The following is a 15,029-nucleotide window of genomic DNA, read 5'->3' on the forward strand; positions in this document are numbered from 1 at the left end:
CCAGAGGGAGTTGCCACCGTGGCCATCTCCGTATTCGATCTCTTCTCGATCGGCATAGGCCCGTCCAGCTCCCACACGGTCGGTCCCATGCGGGCCGCGCTGATGTTCACGCGCCGGCTGAAGAACGAGGGCCTCCTGGCCCACACCACCGCCGTACGCGCCGAGCTGTTCGGCTCGCTCGGCGCCACCGGCCACGGCCACGGCACGCCCAAGGCCGTGCTGCTCGGCCTGGAGGGCCACTCCCCGCGCACCGTCGACGTGGAGACCGCGGACGACGAGGTCGAGCGGATCCGCGCGACGAAGCGGCTGCGGCTGCTCGGCGCGGAGATCGGCTCCACCCACGAGATCGACTTCGACGAGTCGACCCAGCTGATCCTGCACCGCCGCCGCTCCCTGCCGTACCACGCCAACGGCATGACCCTCTTCGCCTACGACGAGGACGGCGCGCCCCTGCTGGAGAAGACGTACTACTCGGTCGGCGGCGGCTTCGTCGTCGACGAGGACGCGGTGGGCGAGGACCGGATCGTCCTCGACGACACCGTGCTGAAGTACCCCTTCCGCACCGGTGACGAGCTGCTGCGCCTCTCCCGTGAGACCGGCCTGTCGATCTCGGCCCTGATGCTGGAGAACGAGAAGGCGTGGCGCACGGAGACGGAGATCCGCGAGGGCCTCCTGGAGATCTGGCGCGTCATGCAGGCGTGCGTCTCGCGCGGCCTGTCCCGCGAGGGCATCCTGCCGGGCGGCCTGAAGGTCCGCCGCCGTGCCGCGAACACCGCGCGCCAGCTGCGCGCCGAGGGCGACCCGCAGGCCCGCGCGATGGAGTGGATCACGATCTACGCCATGGCGGTCAACGAGGAGAACGCCGCCGGCGGCCGCGTCGTGACGGCCCCGACCAACGGCGCCGCGGGCATCATCCCGGCCGTGCTGCACTACTACATGAACTTCGTGCCCGGCGCGGACGAGGACGGCATCGTCCGCTTCCTCCTCGCCGCGGGCGCGATCGGCATGCTCTTCAAGGAGAACGCCTCCATCTCCGGCGCCGAGGTCGGCTGCCAGGGCGAGGTCGGCTCCGCCTGCTCGATGGCCTCCGGCGGCCTCGCCGAGGTCCTCGGCGGCTCCCCGGAGCAGGTCGAGAACGCCGCCGAGATCGGCATGGAGCACAACCTGGGCCTCACCTGCGACCCGGTCGGCGGCCTGGTGCAGATCCCGTGCATCGAGCGCAACGGCATGGCCGCCGCCAAGGCCGTCACCGCGGCCCGGATGGCCCTGCGCGGCGACGGCCGCCACCACGTCTCCCTGGACAAGGTCATCAAGACCATGAAGGAGACGGGCGCGGACATGAAGGTCAAGTACAAGGAGACGGCGCGCGGCGGGCTCGCGGTCAACGTCATCGAGTGCTGATCAACAGCGGTCTGACCTGGGAAGACGAGCGTTTCACGGCGTTGCCGATGTCGCATTCTTGATCGGCCCCGCACTCCCCAGGCACTCCCCGGGCCCGGCGGGTTCTCCCCAGGGACTCCCCGGGAAACGCGCTGAAACGGCCGCCGTCCCACCCCTCTGAACAGGGGCGGAACGGCGGCCGTCGTCGTTGCGGAGGCCCGCATGCCTGAGCGCCGGCGTCAGCTGATGCCGCCGGCCGACCGGGCAGCGATCACTTGCCCTTAGCGATCTGGTCGACGCGGGGGACGGACAGCCCGAGGAGCTCGGCGACCTCCCGCAGCTTCAGGCCCTTCTCCTCCCGCGGCCCGACCACAACGGCGCGGCGCACGGCCTTCGCCTCCTTGCACCACCGCGAGCCTGGCCGGCGTCATCGCCGCGACGGTCGCGGCCGGCGCGTACGCCTGGCTGTGGATCGCGTGGGCCGTACTCGCGGCCGCGACCGTGGCCGTCGTAGGCATCGAACGGCGCCGCGCCGGAGGCTGACCCCCGTTCCGGCGCTCCGCTGCGCCCGGACCAGTGGAGCGCCGGAGTCGTCGGCCGCCGCAAGTGTCTCCGGTTGTGCCCTCGTTGGGGCCCGGTCATGGGGTACGGTGGCGGCGATCGGGTTACTTCGTTCTGCAAACGAAGCGGCCCCCGGAGGTGCGGGAACACCAACCGAGGGCCTACACCCACAAGGACTTACTGAGGAGTCCCGGGATGCTGAGGCATGCTATCGCGCCTGCGCGCTTCTTCTCGCAGGTGCCCAACGAGATCATTCGTCACCCCCGGCTGTCGTCGGACGCGGTGCGCCTGCTGTCCTGGCAGTTGTCACTGCCGGAGGACGCCGATCAGTCGCTGTCGGAGACCGCGAAGCGGGCGGGGATCAAGAAGACCGGGTTCATTCGGGCGAAGCGCGAGCTCGCCGCCGAGGGCTACCTCCACGAGTGGCGGCGGCAAGGTGTGGGCGGCCGGTGGTCGACCACTCAGTTGATCTCCAATGCGCCGCTGTCCGCGCGGCAAGCGGTCGCGGTACGCGACGGCCGCCCGACGGACGGGCTTCCGACCGCCGGAGGGCCGGAAGGCCGGTCCGTCGGCCATCCCCAAAAGAACACGGAAGAGAACATCTCCCACCCTTCCTCTCCGGACCCTGTGGCCGTGTCAGAGCAGGCGGCTGGCCAGGCGTCCGCAGCGGGGAGGAAAGATGCTTCCCCCAACACCTCCCCGGCATCCGGCCCGGACCCAGTGCGTACCGTGCCCGCTCCGTTCGTGGAGCGCGGCGCCCAGGCCCTGGCGGCCGTCTCGCACGGCGAACGCCGCCTGCGCCTGTCGGGTCGCGAGGTTGCCGCACTGGCCCCGTTGGCCGGGGACTGGCTACGACGCGGCGCCACGGTGGCCGACATCCGCGAGGCACTGACGCAATGGCTTCCCGACCGGGTGCACTCCCCGGCCGGACTGGTGCGCGACCGTCTCACTCGCAAGCGCCCGGAGGCACCGACGTTCGCCGAGCAGCGGGCGGCTGAGCGAAGTACGGCCGTAGCGCGGTCCGGGCCGCGAGTGGCGGAGATGCGCGAGTGCGCGGGCGAGCATGTGCAGCCGCGACTGTTCCGGCCGGTGGACGGTGAGGCGCTGTGCCCGTCATGCCGATGCGACCGGGCCGGGACGGAAGCGCCTGCGGCGGCCGAGGCAGCGATGCGGGGCGGCGCCCTGGTCCGTGATCTGCTGCATGCGCACCGGGCAGAAGCAGCGGTGTGAGCTACGGATTGCGGGGTGCCGGATGAACCTGCGGGATCACCTGTCCGCAGGGTGGGCGGCGTTCCGCTGACGCAGTTCGGCAAGCTGCCGCTGGTACAGAGGCCCGGTGGAGTACGACACCTGTGCCGGCGTGGGCGCGGCCTCCTCGATGAGGTTGTGCGCCAACGCTTTGAGCTGCGCAGCCCAGGCAACCACATGCTGTTGGGAAGGGCGCCCGCATTCCTGGGGTTCCCCGGGAAGGCACAGGGGGAGATCGGCAAGGCTGAGCTTGTTGGCTGCGTGCCGGACGTATCGGGCGATGGTGAGCCACTGCTCTTCCGAACGCTCGACGGCGCGGCCGTGGGCCTGCCCGAGCCACGTATCGAAGTCGTCTCCGTGATCAACCATGGCGTGCTCCTACTGGATCAGCGTTCACGCGGGTGCGCTGATCGTAGCCTTGGCCGGAGGGCTGTCCGCCTCCCTCGGATCACAGTGCCCCACCATGGGGGGACAGGGCTGGCACGGGCCGCACATGGGGAGGAACTGGGGAGGTGTGCACGCCTGTGCTCCCCTGCCGTCGTGCACTGCTTCAAGCTCCCGTCGGACGTCGCTCATCCGAGCCCCGGCCCAGACTTCGGCGATCGGCGTTTCGCGCACGTTCCCGGTGGTGAGGAAACGCGAGAGCACACAGGGCCACACATCCCCGTTCGGACCGATGGCTCCCTTTCCTTGGGCGCAGTGCCCGCAGAGGTCGTTGATCGTGGGCTGGGCGCCCCTGCTGGCTCGTCCGAATGCTCGCGTTCGGTCGGCTCCGACTTCCGGCACCCCGAGGGCCGCAAGGTCCCTCTGCGCCTCGTGGACGCGCTGGCCGGCTTGTACTGAAACGATGCCGCCGCGGAGCTGGAGGCCGAGGTCGAGAGCCTTCTTGATGTTCGCCCGGGTCTTCCTGTGGCTCCCTCGCAGGTTGGTGACCTTATCGTGTTCCTGCGGGGTGGCGGAGTAGTAGGACGTGGCGAGCTTGACCCCGCACTCCTTAAAGGTCTCCCACAGCTCGGGCCGGACGTGTGTGAGGTTCGAGAACACTTCGACCGCAAGCCCCGCGCCATGGGCGTGCGTGATCAGCTTGCGCAAGTGCGGGTACAGGGTCGGCTCCCCGCCGATGAACTGCACATCCGCCGTCCCCATGTCCGCCAACTGGTCGATTACGCCCGTCCAGTCCGACACGGTCATGGCCCCGTGCGTGCCCCGAGGGGACGAGTCGGCGTAGCAGTGATCACAGACCTCGTTGCAGAAGCCCGTCACCTCCAGCCACGCGAAACCTAAGGGCGTTTGGGAAGTACTCATTTCTCCTCCTTACGAAGGGGGGAATACGAAGGACTGCCACGAGCACCTCAATGTGGTGCTCGTTGGCCGTAGCTTCCGCTGGCCGGAGGGCGGCCGGGGCGAGCGTCTGGAGCCTGCCTCTCAGCCAGGAGGGCGCATCGGGGGAAGGCCCGGCGTCCGGCGGAGAGGCAGGCGGCTCTAGAAGTGGCCAGGCTCGCCGTAGACAGCGAGCCGAGCGACGGTGCGGCACCCCTGGCGAGCACGAGGGTGCCGATCGGAGCGGGGCTTAATGGGCGCGGATGGTCGTCAGGGCAAGAGGTACGGGCACTTCCGCGAGGCCACCAACAAGCTCTGCCTCGGATCGCCCGTCCTAAGGATGGACCAGCGGAATGCCATGCCCTGTACTCGCTTGCCCAGGCCCATGTGACGTCCTGCCCGATGACGTCTGGACATCGGGGTGGTGCTTCATCCCTTCCCTTGCCTCAGAACGATGTCAGAGTGGCCTTGGCCGGCGCGGTGTAACGGGCACCGGCACGGGGGGTACGCCTGCGATCCGGGAGGCAGGTCGGGGCCGTCTGCGGATTCGTTCAGGTCATGACTGACTAGGAAGGCGCCGTTGACTCCACACGCGGCAATCGCCCGGGACAGCGTCCGGCGGACGGCGCTTGGGGACGTCATCGGACCACGCCATTCGGAATCAAGCGCTTCGTCTGGCCCAGTCAGGTTCCGCGCGTACACGAACCCTCCAGCTGCCTCCACCACGCCGGCGAACCCGAAGTAGGTTTCTTTGCGGCAGGAGATCGTCGACCGCCAGGGCGTGAAGAGCGCCGCGTGCCCCTGTGCACGGATCAGGTCGAGTGCCCGCTGGAGTCCTTCCCGCTCTGCTGGAGAGCGGCCCGGCTCACGCTCCACGACCACGTCCAGGGCACGCCAGCCAATCTCTTGCACGTACCGCTCGCACTCCTCGCGGAGCACGCCCACACGGCCCCTGCCGGAGGGACACAGGTAGATCACGCATCCGAAGCGGGTGCGCGCCCTGGAGCTCGCCGCTTCGAGCAAGCGGAGGTGAGGGCTTTCGCCCGGGTTACTAAGCACGCTCCCGAACGTAGGAGCGGCGCCTCAGGTGACTCAACGAACTTGCGCCGACTTGCATTTGATCACTCAATGGAGTCGATGGCTCGGGTGATCAGTGACCTCGCTGCGGAGCCGTAGACAGAAATGGCAGAGAGTTCGTTGAAGGTCGTCGTGTAGTCGCGCATCTCACGAGGCTGGGTGACGGTTAGGTGTGCCGAGACAAGCTCGACGTTCACTTGCCTGTCGTCGTACATGGTGAACGACTCGACAGGCCAGCCAGACCCCCGTGGGACGCCCATAGGGATGATGCCCAGGCTCACGGAAGGCAAGGACCCGACAGAGATCAAGTGCCCGAGCTGTCCGACCATGGTGTTCGCGTCGCCGATCACGGTGTGAAGCACCCACTCCTCCACGAGGGCAGCGAATCGGTGGCCGCCGGAGCGCAGCACGTTCTGCCGCTCCATGCGAACGGCGACAGCCTCGGCAATATCGTCCGGCGTCTGCCGCAGGTCCTTGATCGTGTTCAGTACGGCCGTCGTGTACGCGGCTGTCTGAAAGAGACCGGGAATCACCCACGACTGATACATACGGAAGTTGCGGGTTCGCTCAAAGAGCGGCTGCGCTGCCTCTTGTGCGCCCTTCAGCCCGGCACGCTCCATGCGCCGCCATTCGACATACATGCCGTCGATGTTGCGAGCGGTGGCGACCAGATCTTCTGTCTGGCTTAGAGCATCACAGTGCCGTGCCCACACACGGATGTCTGCGTCGGAGGGCACGGTATGCCCATGCTCGATGCGGGAGCACTTCGATTCATGCCATCCCGCGAGCGCGGCCAACGCCCGCGCGGTCAGGCCGGAGTCTTTCCGGATCTCGCGCAGGCGCTGGCCGAGGGCTTGCCTGGCTTGCTGAACACTGGATGAGGACATGGAGCGATCAGGCCGGCCGGTACTCCTCGTGGGCCACGGACCGGCTCCACACAGACTCGAATGCCTCTGCGCAGAGCTTGACCGTGCCGGGATCGGTAACTACTTCTTCGGTGGTGAACTGGCCGTCACCACCGAAGTGGTTCACCAACAGCACCGTGTCGTCCAGCAGCCAGAAATCATTGCCAGGAAGAGCGATTCCGGTTGCCATACGGCGAGGCAGCCAGCGGACATGTTCGCCGGACGCGACGTTGGCGAACGTGATGTCGTATTCGAACTGAACGTAGTCCGAAACCGGTTCACTGATCACCCGCGCCCGGCGGACTTCCACACCCCGTGCTGTCGTCTCCTGCATGAGAGTCAGCCAAGGGCGCCACCACGATGCACGATCAGCAGGGTCGTCCCGGTGCCCTGCCTGCCAGGCCACGAACAAGGGATCGTCCCGCATGTAGCCATCTCGCATTTCGAGGTGCACGGCGGATCGCTCACACCGGGCGAGAAGTTCCTCAAGCGTCGGCGCTGCCACCGTTCACCTCCGGGAAGAACTGCATCATGCGCTTCGGGAACTCGATTACGGTCTCATGCTCGGGGATGTCCATCTGACCGAGTCGTTCCGCGTCGAGCACTCGCCATCCCTGAAGGACGTAGTTGCCCGTTCGATCGTCGTAGTACACCGTCGGCGACTTGCCCTCTGGACTCTCAGGGTCCTTTCCCAGCTTGTGCAGGGCCATGCCTTGCCTCCTGTACGCGGAGTGGCGATGTCACTGATGAGCTTGCATCCGCGCTGCCTGACCACGCCACCAACTTGCGCGAACTTGCGCACCTTCCTTCGGTCTCACGACGAGGTGGCCTCCCCAAGCCAGCTGTGCGGCCGGCGCGGGGCCGAGCCCCGTGGGGCCCGTCATGGCAGGAACACCCGCCGGCTGCTTGACGCCGTTCTCGAGCAGATCAAGGCGGAGCGGGTACTGCTCAACGCACGCGGACAGCAAGGCGGCGTCGCCGCCTACCGGGCATGGGGGTACCACAAGGTAGGCGACGCGCGCCCATGGAATGGCGCCGCGCTTCACGACGTGATGGTGCTCGACTTGCGCTAAGCGGATGGGGCGAAGTGTGCTGCAGATCCTGCGCCGTTCGACCTTGCCGATGGCGCGGACGTCAAGAAGGATCAGCATCTGACCTCGCCGCAACTGCTTAGGGGGCAAACGTGGACACAGAAGTATGCACATCCCAAACATGCAACAACCCAACGTTTCCCGGCTATGCCCTGTGCTATCACTGCTTCCGGTCCACTCAGCACGCCGAGGAGGACATGGCACGGCAGACCGAGCGCCTCCAGACCAGAGAGCAGGCCAGGCAGCGGCGCAAGGAACGCAAAGCGGCCGAACGCCAGGCCGCAACAGCACGGGCACCCCGCGCATCCAAGCCGAGACCTGGCCTCAAGCCGCAGGCGACGTCCACGACGCGAAAGGCTGCAAAGCGCGATCCAAGCAAACTGAAAGGCCCGTTCTGGATCTGCGGAGACTGCGGCATCGCCATCCGTAACGACATCATGCGCTGCCACTCCTGCGGCAGGCATGCCTTACCCCAACACAAAGGTCGCACAGCCCCCCAGGTGCCACGCCCGCAGCTTCCCCAGCCTAGGACCCGTCGCAGGCCGCGCGAGGAGGTCAGCGCCGCCCTGGACAGGCAGAAAAGCCGCCCCAAGATCGTTCAGGCTCCCCCCGAGCCCTCTACCCGGGCCCTCAAGCCTCCGACAGAACGTCTTCCCGAACGGTCCCCTGGCTGGTGGGAGACCAATGACAGGTGGTGACCGGTAGCGACCCGCAGCAGATGCACGAAGATCCGGTGAAGTACGCCGTTGTTCCCGGGCCGTTCGACCACGCCGAAGGCGTGGACATCGAGAAGGATCAGCACTTGGCTTCTCCGCAACCGCTGAGCCGCTTTGCAGTGCGTTGCCGCGCGCGAGGACCCGCCAGCGGGATGCAGCACTCGCCGACCCAGGACACGGCCGGTCGCAGCACTACGCCTCGTCGTACTTACGCCCGCAGTTTTTGGCGAATTGCATCCTTCATCTCGGCCAAGAACGGCCTGCTCGTGGTGATCGCAGTGAAGGAGCGGGCCTCTGGGGCGGTTGCCGCAGCTCAAGCGACGTCTCTGGACGGAGGCGGATGGACATGGGTCGCCCCGGACGGGAAGGCCACCGCGACCGGAGACGGCAACGGGTCCGCCATCGTGAATGGCGGGGGCCATGGCAACGAGTTGGAGGCAGGCACCTACGACGAGACGCGGGTCGCTTTCGACATCCCGGAGTCGGCCCGTGGGGGGATGCTGATGTTCAAGGACTCCAACAGCCACCTCTTCAAGTGGCAGATGCCCGCGAAGGACGCCGGTCCTCAGATCGCCAAGTTCTCCGAAGAGGCACACAAGCTCGTGTCGTAGTCTTCGTGCCACGCCCACCTGCACGCGCGGTCTCAACAAGCTCCCATGGAGCGGGCGGACGAGTCCATGACGTAGTAAACGAAATTCGGTCCCTTGGCCCCGCGATGACGGGGGCAAGGGGCCGTGTGCGTTATCTGGCGGTAGTGGTCTGCCAAAGGGTCAGGATGAGACCGAGGATCGCGACCAGGGCGGCAATGCTGGGCAGAGGCCAGCGGGTGCGTTCGAGGGCGTCGAGGCGGTTTTCATGATCGGCGAGCTGGCGGTCGCTCTGGTCGCTGCGCTGGACCAGCAGGGCGAGCGCGCCGTGCAAGGTGGTCCACCTGCGTTCATGGCTCGCCAGCCCGTAGGCCGCGTCCGCGGCGTGCCCGAACTCGTGAAGCATGACGCTGCCACTGCCCGACTCGCCGGACGAATTGACCAACAGGCGCCGCAGCCCGGGAATGTAGACCCCCGCCACATCCGCCCAGGACGAACCTTCCGGCCAGCCACGCGGAGCACCGACGAGCGACTCTCCTCCCCGCAACTGCGGGATGGGCCTGTCCCCCACCGAGATACCGCCGCCCTCCTCCATGAACTCCAGGACCCTGTCGAACACCTCCGGCGGAACGCATTCGAGCTCGTCCAGGGCGCGAAGCGTCGCCTCGGCGTCGTCAGCGTCAAACAGCGGCGCCTCCGCCGACTGGTCGGGACGCTCGGTGCGAGCCTCGTCCCCTACCGCCGGCCCCTGCGAAAGGGACTGATCGTCTTCATCCGCAGAAGCATCGTCCCTGGGACCGGGACGGACCTCTACGCGCTGCCGTTCGTCGAAGGACCGGCGGAAGACGCGCCGTTTCTCTTCGCCGAACACGCCGCTCGTCGCGTCGTCGTACAGGTCCTGCCACTTCGCGACTTCGGGCGAAGGCTTCCACTCCTGCCCCCGGAAGACCGGCTCGGCGTGGCACCCGCACCGGTCGTGGTACGCATCGCCCCCACCGGCCTTCTCCGCAGCGCGCTGGTCCGTGTAGACGGGGCCGCGGATGGCCAGGAGCGCGCAGAACGCGCCCCCGTTACTTGTCCTTCTTCATCTGGGCCTCCAGGGCCTCCTGCTCGGTCGCGGTCTCCGCGGCCGGCGGCGGCTGGATCTTCAGGGCGGCGCCGAAGTCGCTGTACTCGTCGTTCCTGAGGTAGTCGCCCTTGGTGCGCTTCCCGGCCTCCTGGGTCCTGGCGATCACGCCCTCCCCGTCCACCCAGACGTCGAGGGCGACCTTCTCCATCCCGTCGTCCTTCCAGCCCTTCGCGGTGAAGTCGCGGTCGTTCTCCTTCATCGCGTCGCCCTTGTACGCGGCGAGCTCCGCCACCACGACCGTGCCCCGGTAGTGGGCCGTACGACGGCCGCCCACCGTCTCGACGCCGGCGAGCTTCAGGTCCTTGGCCGTGGTGAGGGCGCCCGCCATCCGGACGAAGGGCTCCGACGGATCGGTGTCCTTCGCGCCGCCGACACCGAAGGTCCACCACTTCTTGCCCGGGACCATGGGCGAGTTGAAGTACATCTTGTCGCCCACCGAGATGACATGGGTGACGCCGTCGGGCGCCTCGGCCGTCTTCCGGCCGGTGTCCTTCATGTCGGAGGCGCGCGGCTTCACCTGGAAGGCGCCCTCGGTGACGGAGTCGCCCCGCTCGTCCTTCACCTTTCCCTTGGCGCGGTAGGTGTTGTGCCGTGCGCCCTTGGCCGCGGCCGACTTGAGGGCGGCCACCGGGTCCGCCGCCGTGAGCGCCTTGTCGGCACCGTCGTCCTTGCGCCCGGAGCCCTTGGCCGCCCCGGAACCGTCCGACGTGCCGCCGTCGCCGCCCCCGCACGCGGCCAGGCTCAGGGCGAGCGCGACCCCGGTGACGGCCACGACGGTCTTACGTATCGCCTTCAAGGCTCTTACCGTCCTTTATCCATATTTCGTAAAGTTTTGGTGAGGATATCCCGTCCGATCAGCGGTTTCACCGGCGGATGACCATGACCGGAAACAGCGTGTCAGCACCCGGGAGCCGTCAGTAATGTCAGCGCCCTCTCGTGCAGTTCCTCCTTGTCACCCCCTTGATCCGAGGAGTTCTCGCCATGCGCCGTCCGCTCCGCACCACCGTCGCGTTCCTCGGCACCGCCGCGGCCGCCCTCGGCCTCGCGTCGCCCGCCGTGGCGGACGCCCCCGCTCCGGCGTCCGCCACGCGGATCCACAGCGCCGCGTACGGGGGCTGCCTCACGGCCGAGGGTTCGGGCTACCGCGACCCGCACGGCACGGCACGCCCCTGGCTCGTGGCGCTCCAGCCCTGCGCCGACGCCCCGGCGTACCGCCAGTCCTGGCGCTACAGCCCGGACACCCACCAGTACCAGTCCGTGGCGGAGCCCTACCGGTGCGTCGAGCGGCGGGGCGGGCTGCTGGTGACGTCCCTGTGCGACGCGGACGCGACGTCCCAGCGCTTCCGGGCGGAGCCGGCCGGGGCGGGCGGTCCGGTGAAGATCTTGTCGGAGGCGGACGGGCGGGTGTGGGAGCAGGTGGCGCGGGGGCGGGGGGAGGGGGTGCGTGTTGTCGGTGCCGGTGCGGGGGTGGCGGCGCAGAGGTGGTGGCTGAGCGGGGTCTGAGGCGGGGCGGGTCCGCTGCGCGGGGCTTTTTCCCCAGCCCCGCCCCTTCCCGTAACCGGGGCTCCGCCCCGGACCCGGTGTCCTCAAACGCCGGACGGGCTGAATTTCAGCCCGTCCGGCGTTTGAGGACATTCGGGAAGGGGCGGGCTGGGGAACAGGCCCCGCGCAGCGGCCACCCACCACGTTGTCAGTGCCGACGGTTACGCTCACAGGCATGAGTTACGCAGACCTCCGCGAACTCCAGAGCGCGCTCAACACCGCCTCGGACATCGCCTTCGCTCTCGACGCCGCACCGGCGGCCCATGAGGCCGATCAGCTCGCCGACGCCCTGCGCCGGGCGCTGGCCGCGGCCAATGCCCTGGGGGCGGGTGCGACGGCCACGGGGTGCGCGGAGCACCCGAAGGGGGCCGTCGATCCGCTCTACGGCGACACGGAGGACCCCCTGCCCCCGGGCTGGGGGCGGTGTCTGCTGTGCAACGACCGGCGGCGCCGGGCCGGCGCGCAGCGTCGGGGCTGGCGCTGACCCGGCCGCCTCGCCGGGCCCGGGTCAGCCGTTGAGGGACGCCCAGAACTCGTCGAAGGACAGCACGCCGTCGCCGTTGCCGTCCTTCTTGTTGATGATGGCCTGGGCCACCGTCTCGGTGACCTGGAAGTCGCCGAGCTGAGCCATCACGCTCTTGTACTCCGCGGCCGTGATCAGGCCGTCCCCGTCCACGTCGAACCGCTCGAAAGCCTTCCGAGCCTCGGCCTTGCGCGCCTCGATGTCGGCGATGTCGGCCATGTGGGCCTCCCCTTGTGTGCTGGTGTGACCGGCACAGATTAGCCGCCGCCGGCCACCAGCTTGAGATAGCGGTCCCAGTCCCAGTGCGGACCGGGGTCGGTATGGGTGGATCCGGGGACTTCGTCGTGTCCGATGATGTGCGTACGGTCCTTGGGGATGCCGTAGCGGTCGCAGACGGCGGCGGTGAGCCGCGCCGAGGAGCGGTAGAGGGCGTCCGTGAGGTACTCGGGCCGGTCGATCCAGCCCTCGTGCTCGATGCCGATGCTGCGGGTGTTGCGGTTCCAGTTCCCCGCGTGCCAGGCGATGTCCTTCTCCCGGACGAACTGGCCGATGTAGCCGTCGGCGGAGGCCACCATGTAGTGCGCGGACACCTTGGCCGCCGGGTCCTGGAAGATCCGCATCGCGTCGGGGAACGTCTCCTGGGTCAGATGGATCACCACGAGGTCGACCGGGTACGTCCCGGGGCGGCCCGAGACCGTGTAGTTCGCGCTGTCCGCCGGTATCCAGTGGGTGGGCGGATACGCGGCGGCGGGGTTCTCTTCCAAGACGGCCCTCCAGGGTGGTCCGGGACATGACACTCCAGAATGCCCACGCCCGCGAGCACCGACACGGACTCCGCATAAAAATAGGAGTTACTGCTGGTTCATTCATGGTTTACAAGGCGGGTGTCCCATCTCACCTTGGATTACCGAGGACGCTTTTCCGTATTGCCCGAATATGACGTGATAGCCGCTTTGGCTGGAACGGGACCGTCTGTCATAGTCGACGCGTCGACCCTCCCTTGACCCGGGCCAGGTCGCGCATCCCGCCGTGGAACACACCCCATTCTCCGCGGCGGACACGAAGAGGCCCCTGGCCCGTCGCACTCCGGCGGATGAGGGGCCTCTTCGTTTTCCCGGCCCGGGGCCCGCCGGCGAACCGGCCCGGGGCCCGGGCGGCCCGGCCGACCGGGCCCGCCGGCCCTCCGCTCAGCGGTCCGCGACCCGCATCTCGAACCAGGTCGTCTTGCCCCGCGCCAGCAGGTCCACGCCCCACCGGTCCGAGAGCTTGTCCACCAGGAACAGGCCCCGCCCGCTGGTGTCCATCTCGTGCACCGGCATCAGACACGGCAGCCCCCGGGACGGATCCCGGACCTCCATGCGGAGCCAGCCCCGGCGGCGCAGCATCCGCAGGCCGAAGAACCGGGCCCCGGTATGACGGACGGCGTTGCCCACCAGCTCGGAGACCAGCAGGACGGCGTGCTCGGTGAGTTGGGCGGAGAGCCCCCACTGGCACAGCACCACCGCCTGGGTCAGCCGGCGCGCGGCCACGGCGGACTGCGGGCGCGAGGGCAGCCGGACCTCCCCGAGCGCGGGGTTGCCGAACAGGTCGAACGACTTGAGCGCCGGTTCGCCTTCCGCGACCGGCGACCACCGCACCGCGGCCGTTCCGCCCCGCTGCCGCGGCTGCTCCGTTCCCTCCAGGCCCGCCATGCCACCCATCATGGCCGCCGTAAAGACGTCATGGGCTGGAACGAGGGGATTCGATTTACCGGAACCCGCCCCTCCAAGGGTTCGGCACGACATATGCCATGGGCAGGCAGTTGCCCGAAAAATCGATACTGACCTGCGGCGACCACCCACGTCCGAATGATCGCCCGGAGCGGGCCCGGGCGCCTGCGCGCACGGGCCCCGCGATCCCTGAATTCCCCCACAAGGGGCAACCCCCGAGCGGGTGCGCCCCGGCCCGGTCGCCGCCGGGCCCAAGGCGGACCAGGACGGGCCGGGACAGGCCCGGGACGGAGCCGAGACGGGCCCGGGGCGGAGCCCGAGGCGGGACGGGTCAACCCACGGGCGGCCGGACGAACTTGGCCTTGCCGGGCCCGTCCTCGACGAAACTACGCATACCGATCTCCCGGTCCTCGGTCGCGAACAGCCCCGCGAACCAGTTGCGTTCGATGGCGAGCCCGGTGTCGATGTCCGTCTCCAGGCCGGTGTCCACCGCCTCCTTGGCGGCGCGCAGCGCGAGCGCGGGCCCGGCGGCGAGCCTGGTGGCCCATTCGAGGGCCCGCTCGTAGACCTCGGCGGCCGGGACGACCCGGTCGACGAGGCCGAGGGTCAGCGCCTCGTCCGCCTTCACCTGACGGCCGGTGAAGATGAGGTCCTTGGCCTTGGAAGGGCCGATGAGCCGGGCCAGCCGCTGGGTGCCGCCCGCGCCCGGGATCAGGCCCAGCAGGATCTCCGGCTGGCCGAGTTTGGCGTTGTCGGCGGCGATCCGGAAGTCGGCGCAGAGGGCCAGCTCGCAGCCGCCGCCCAGGGCGTAGCCGGTGACGGCGGCGACGACGGGCTTGGGGATCCGGGCGACGGCGGTGAAGGAGTCCTGGAGGCCCCGGGACCGCGCCACCATGGCGGCGTGGTCCATGTCCCGCATCTCCTTGATGTCGGCACCGGCCGCGAAGACCTTCTCGCCGCCCCAGAGCACGACGGCGCGGACGTCCTCGCGGCGCGTCACCTCCTCGGCGAGCTCATGGATCCGGTCCTGCGTGGAGATGTCGAGCGCGTTCATGGGCGGCCGGTCGAGACGGATGGTGCCGACGCCCTCGCCAACCTCAAGATGCACAGTCATGGCACCAGGTTAGTGACACAGGGGTTCGGGGGCTTCCCCTGATCCGGTCCTGATCCAGTCCTGATCCGGTCCCTGATCCGGTCCCTGACCGGTGCGGAACGCCGAGCGGCCCGGTGCGCTCGCCGTC

The 15,029-nt window shown here is 68.7% G+C and carries 17 protein-coding genes and 1 pseudogene; 6 read left to right on the forward strand and 12 right to left on the reverse strand.

From position 1 onward, the window contains the following. Positions 1-18: 18 nt before the first annotated feature. Both AF335_RS24075 and AF335_RS24080 read left to right on the forward strand, forming a co-directional pair. Positions 19-1,401 (forward strand): L-serine ammonia-lyase, encoded by a 1,383-nt coding sequence (locus tag AF335_RS24075; RefSeq protein WP_102920534.1) that lies wholly within the window; start codon positions 19-21, stop codon positions 1,399-1,401. Between the two features lie 735 nt (positions 1,402-2,136). Further along, positions 2,137-3,171 (forward strand): hypothetical protein, encoded by a 1,035-nt coding sequence (locus AF335_RS24080; RefSeq protein ID WP_102920535.1) that lies wholly within the window; start codon positions 2,137-2,139, stop codon positions 3,169-3,171. 36 nt (positions 3,172-3,207) lie between these two features. Here AF335_RS24080 and AF335_RS24085 read toward each other — a convergent pair whose 3' ends face one another. From AF335_RS24085 to AF335_RS24105, 5 genes are all read right to left on the reverse strand, one after another. Continuing rightward, entirely contained in the window at positions 3,208-3,558 is a 351-nt protein-coding gene (locus AF335_RS24085) for a hypothetical protein (protein WP_102920536.1), read from the reverse strand. 24 nt (positions 3,559-3,582) lie between these two features. Beyond that, positions 3,583-4,494: a radical SAM/SPASM domain-containing protein gene (locus AF335_RS24090; protein WP_102920537.1), complete on the reverse strand. Its 912-nt coding sequence runs from the start codon at positions 4,492-4,494 to the stop codon at positions 3,583-3,585. Positions 4,495-5,630: 1,136 nt separating this feature from the next. Beyond that, on the reverse strand, positions 5,631-6,473 hold the full coding sequence (locus tag AF335_RS24095) for a helix-turn-helix domain-containing protein (RefSeq protein WP_102920538.1): 843 nt from the start codon (positions 6,471-6,473) through the stop codon (positions 5,631-5,633). Positions 6,474-6,480: 7 nt separating this feature from the next. Continuing rightward, positions 6,481-6,933: a DUF6879 family protein gene (locus tag AF335_RS24100; protein ID WP_221504831.1), complete on the reverse strand. Its 453-nt coding sequence runs from the start codon at positions 6,931-6,933 to the stop codon at positions 6,481-6,483. Between the two features lie 43 nt (positions 6,934-6,976). Further along, positions 6,977-7,201, reverse strand: a complete 225-nt coding sequence (locus tag AF335_RS24105) for a hypothetical protein (RefSeq protein ID WP_102920540.1) — start codon at positions 7,199-7,201, stop codon at positions 6,977-6,979. 27 nt (positions 7,202-7,228) lie between these two features. Here AF335_RS24105 and AF335_RS36455 point away from each other — a divergent pair, with 27 nt between their 5' ends. Both AF335_RS36455 and AF335_RS34220 read left to right on the forward strand, forming a co-directional pair. Continuing rightward, complete coding sequence (locus AF335_RS36455) at positions 7,229-7,564, forward strand: hypothetical protein (protein ID WP_184742846.1); 336 nt, start codon at positions 7,229-7,231, stop codon at positions 7,562-7,564. Between the two features lie 712 nt (positions 7,565-8,276). Next, positions 8,277-8,909, forward strand: a complete 633-nt coding sequence (locus tag AF335_RS34220) for a hypothetical protein (RefSeq protein WP_146045614.1) — start codon at positions 8,277-8,279, stop codon at positions 8,907-8,909. Positions 8,910-9,039: 130 nt separating this feature from the next. On the opposite strand, the gene AF335_RS36700 is transcribed toward AF335_RS34220, so the two are convergent. The 3 genes and pseudogenes from AF335_RS36700 to AF335_RS24125 form a co-directional block, all read right to left on the reverse strand. Next, the gene (locus AF335_RS36700; RefSeq protein WP_376697770.1) at positions 9,040-9,291 is read right to left on the reverse strand and encodes a hypothetical protein; all 252 of its coding nucleotides are present in this window, start codon (positions 9,289-9,291) and stop codon (positions 9,040-9,042) included. 486 nt (positions 9,292-9,777) lie between these two features. Continuing rightward, positions 9,778-9,936: pseudogene (locus AF335_RS36825) on the reverse strand (VG15 protein); the annotation flags it as partial. Between the two features lie 19 nt (positions 9,937-9,955). Continuing rightward, positions 9,956-10,810, reverse strand: a complete 855-nt coding sequence (locus AF335_RS24125) for an SCO4651 family lipoprotein (protein WP_102920543.1) — start codon at positions 10,808-10,810, stop codon at positions 9,956-9,958. Between the two features lie 185 nt (positions 10,811-10,995). On the opposite strand from AF335_RS24125, the gene AF335_RS24130 reads away from it, so the two are divergent. Beyond that, positions 10,996-11,517, forward strand: coding sequence for an RICIN domain-containing protein (locus AF335_RS24130; RefSeq protein ID WP_102920544.1), 522 nt, complete (start codon positions 10,996-10,998; stop codon positions 11,515-11,517). 214 nt (positions 11,518-11,731) lie between these two features. After that, positions 11,732-12,040 (forward strand): hypothetical protein, encoded by a 309-nt coding sequence (locus AF335_RS24135; protein ID WP_087926168.1) that lies wholly within the window; start codon positions 11,732-11,734, stop codon positions 12,038-12,040. Positions 12,041-12,064: 24 nt separating this feature from the next. Here the strand turns inward: AF335_RS24135 and AF335_RS24140 are convergent, their stop codons facing one another. The 4 genes from AF335_RS24140 to AF335_RS24155 form a co-directional block, all read right to left on the reverse strand. Beyond that, positions 12,065-12,289, reverse strand: a complete 225-nt coding sequence (locus AF335_RS24140; RefSeq protein ID WP_102920881.1) for an EF-hand domain-containing protein — start codon at positions 12,287-12,289, stop codon at positions 12,065-12,067. Positions 12,290-12,336: 47 nt separating this feature from the next. Further along, entirely contained in the window at positions 12,337-12,843 is a 507-nt protein-coding gene (locus AF335_RS24145) for an N-acetylmuramoyl-L-alanine amidase (protein WP_221504777.1), read from the reverse strand. Positions 12,844-13,266: 423 nt separating this feature from the next. Next, positions 13,267-13,770: an ATP-binding protein gene (locus tag AF335_RS24150; protein WP_228773118.1), complete on the reverse strand. Its 504-nt coding sequence runs from the start codon at positions 13,768-13,770 to the stop codon at positions 13,267-13,269. 349 nt (positions 13,771-14,119) lie between these two features. Continuing rightward, positions 14,120-14,902, reverse strand: a complete 783-nt coding sequence (locus AF335_RS24155; RefSeq protein WP_102920547.1) for an enoyl-CoA hydratase/isomerase family protein — start codon at positions 14,900-14,902, stop codon at positions 14,120-14,122. Between the last annotated feature and the right edge of the window lie 127 nt (positions 14,903-15,029).

Source organism: Streptomyces eurocidicus (genome assembly GCF_002891295.1).
Classification (GTDB): domain Bacteria; phylum Actinomycetota; class Actinomycetes; order Streptomycetales; family Streptomycetaceae; genus Streptomyces; species Streptomyces eurocidicus.

What these genes read in the sequence shown, in the direction of transcription:
- AF335_RS24135 (WP_087926168.1), top strand. Translation starts at nt 11,732, where the DNA reads ATGAGTTACGCAGACCTCCGCGAACTCCAGAGCGCGCTCAACACCGCC.
- AF335_RS36455 (WP_184742846.1), top strand. Translation starts at nt 7,229, where the DNA reads ATGTCACTGATGAGCTTGCATCCGCGCTGCCTGACCACGCCACCAACT.
- AF335_RS24090 (WP_102920537.1), bottom strand. Translation starts at nt 4,494, where the DNA reads ATGAGTACTTCCCAAACGCCCTTAGGTTTCGCGTGGCTGGAGGTGACG.
- AF335_RS36700 (WP_376697770.1), bottom strand. Translation starts at nt 9,291, where the DNA reads ATGCTTCACGAGTTCGGGCACGCCGCGGACGCGGCCTACGGGCTGGCG.
- AF335_RS24150 (WP_228773118.1), bottom strand. Translation starts at nt 13,770, where the DNA reads ATGGCGGGCCTGGAGGGAACGGAGCAGCCGCGGCAGCGGGGCGGAACG.
- AF335_RS24085 (WP_102920536.1), bottom strand. Translation starts at nt 3,558, where the DNA reads ATGGTTGATCACGGAGACGACTTCGATACGTGGCTCGGGCAGGCCCAC.
- AF335_RS24105 (WP_102920540.1), bottom strand. Translation starts at nt 7,201, where the DNA reads ATGGCCCTGCACAAGCTGGGAAAGGACCCTGAGAGTCCAGAGGGCAAG.
- AF335_RS24095 (WP_102920538.1), bottom strand. Translation starts at nt 6,473, where the DNA reads ATGTCCTCATCCAGTGTTCAGCAAGCCAGGCAAGCCCTCGGCCAGCGC.
- AF335_RS24130 (WP_102920544.1), top strand. Translation starts at nt 10,996, where the DNA reads ATGCGCCGTCCGCTCCGCACCACCGTCGCGTTCCTCGGCACCGCCGCG.
- AF335_RS24080 (WP_102920535.1), top strand. Translation starts at nt 2,137, where the DNA reads ATGCTGAGGCATGCTATCGCGCCTGCGCGCTTCTTCTCGCAGGTGCCC.
- AF335_RS24155 (WP_102920547.1), bottom strand. Translation starts at nt 14,902, where the DNA reads ATGACTGTGCATCTTGAGGTTGGCGAGGGCGTCGGCACCATCCGTCTC.
- AF335_RS24100 (WP_221504831.1), bottom strand. Translation starts at nt 6,933, where the DNA reads ATGCGAGATGGCTACATGCGGGACGATCCCTTGTTCGTGGCCTGGCAG.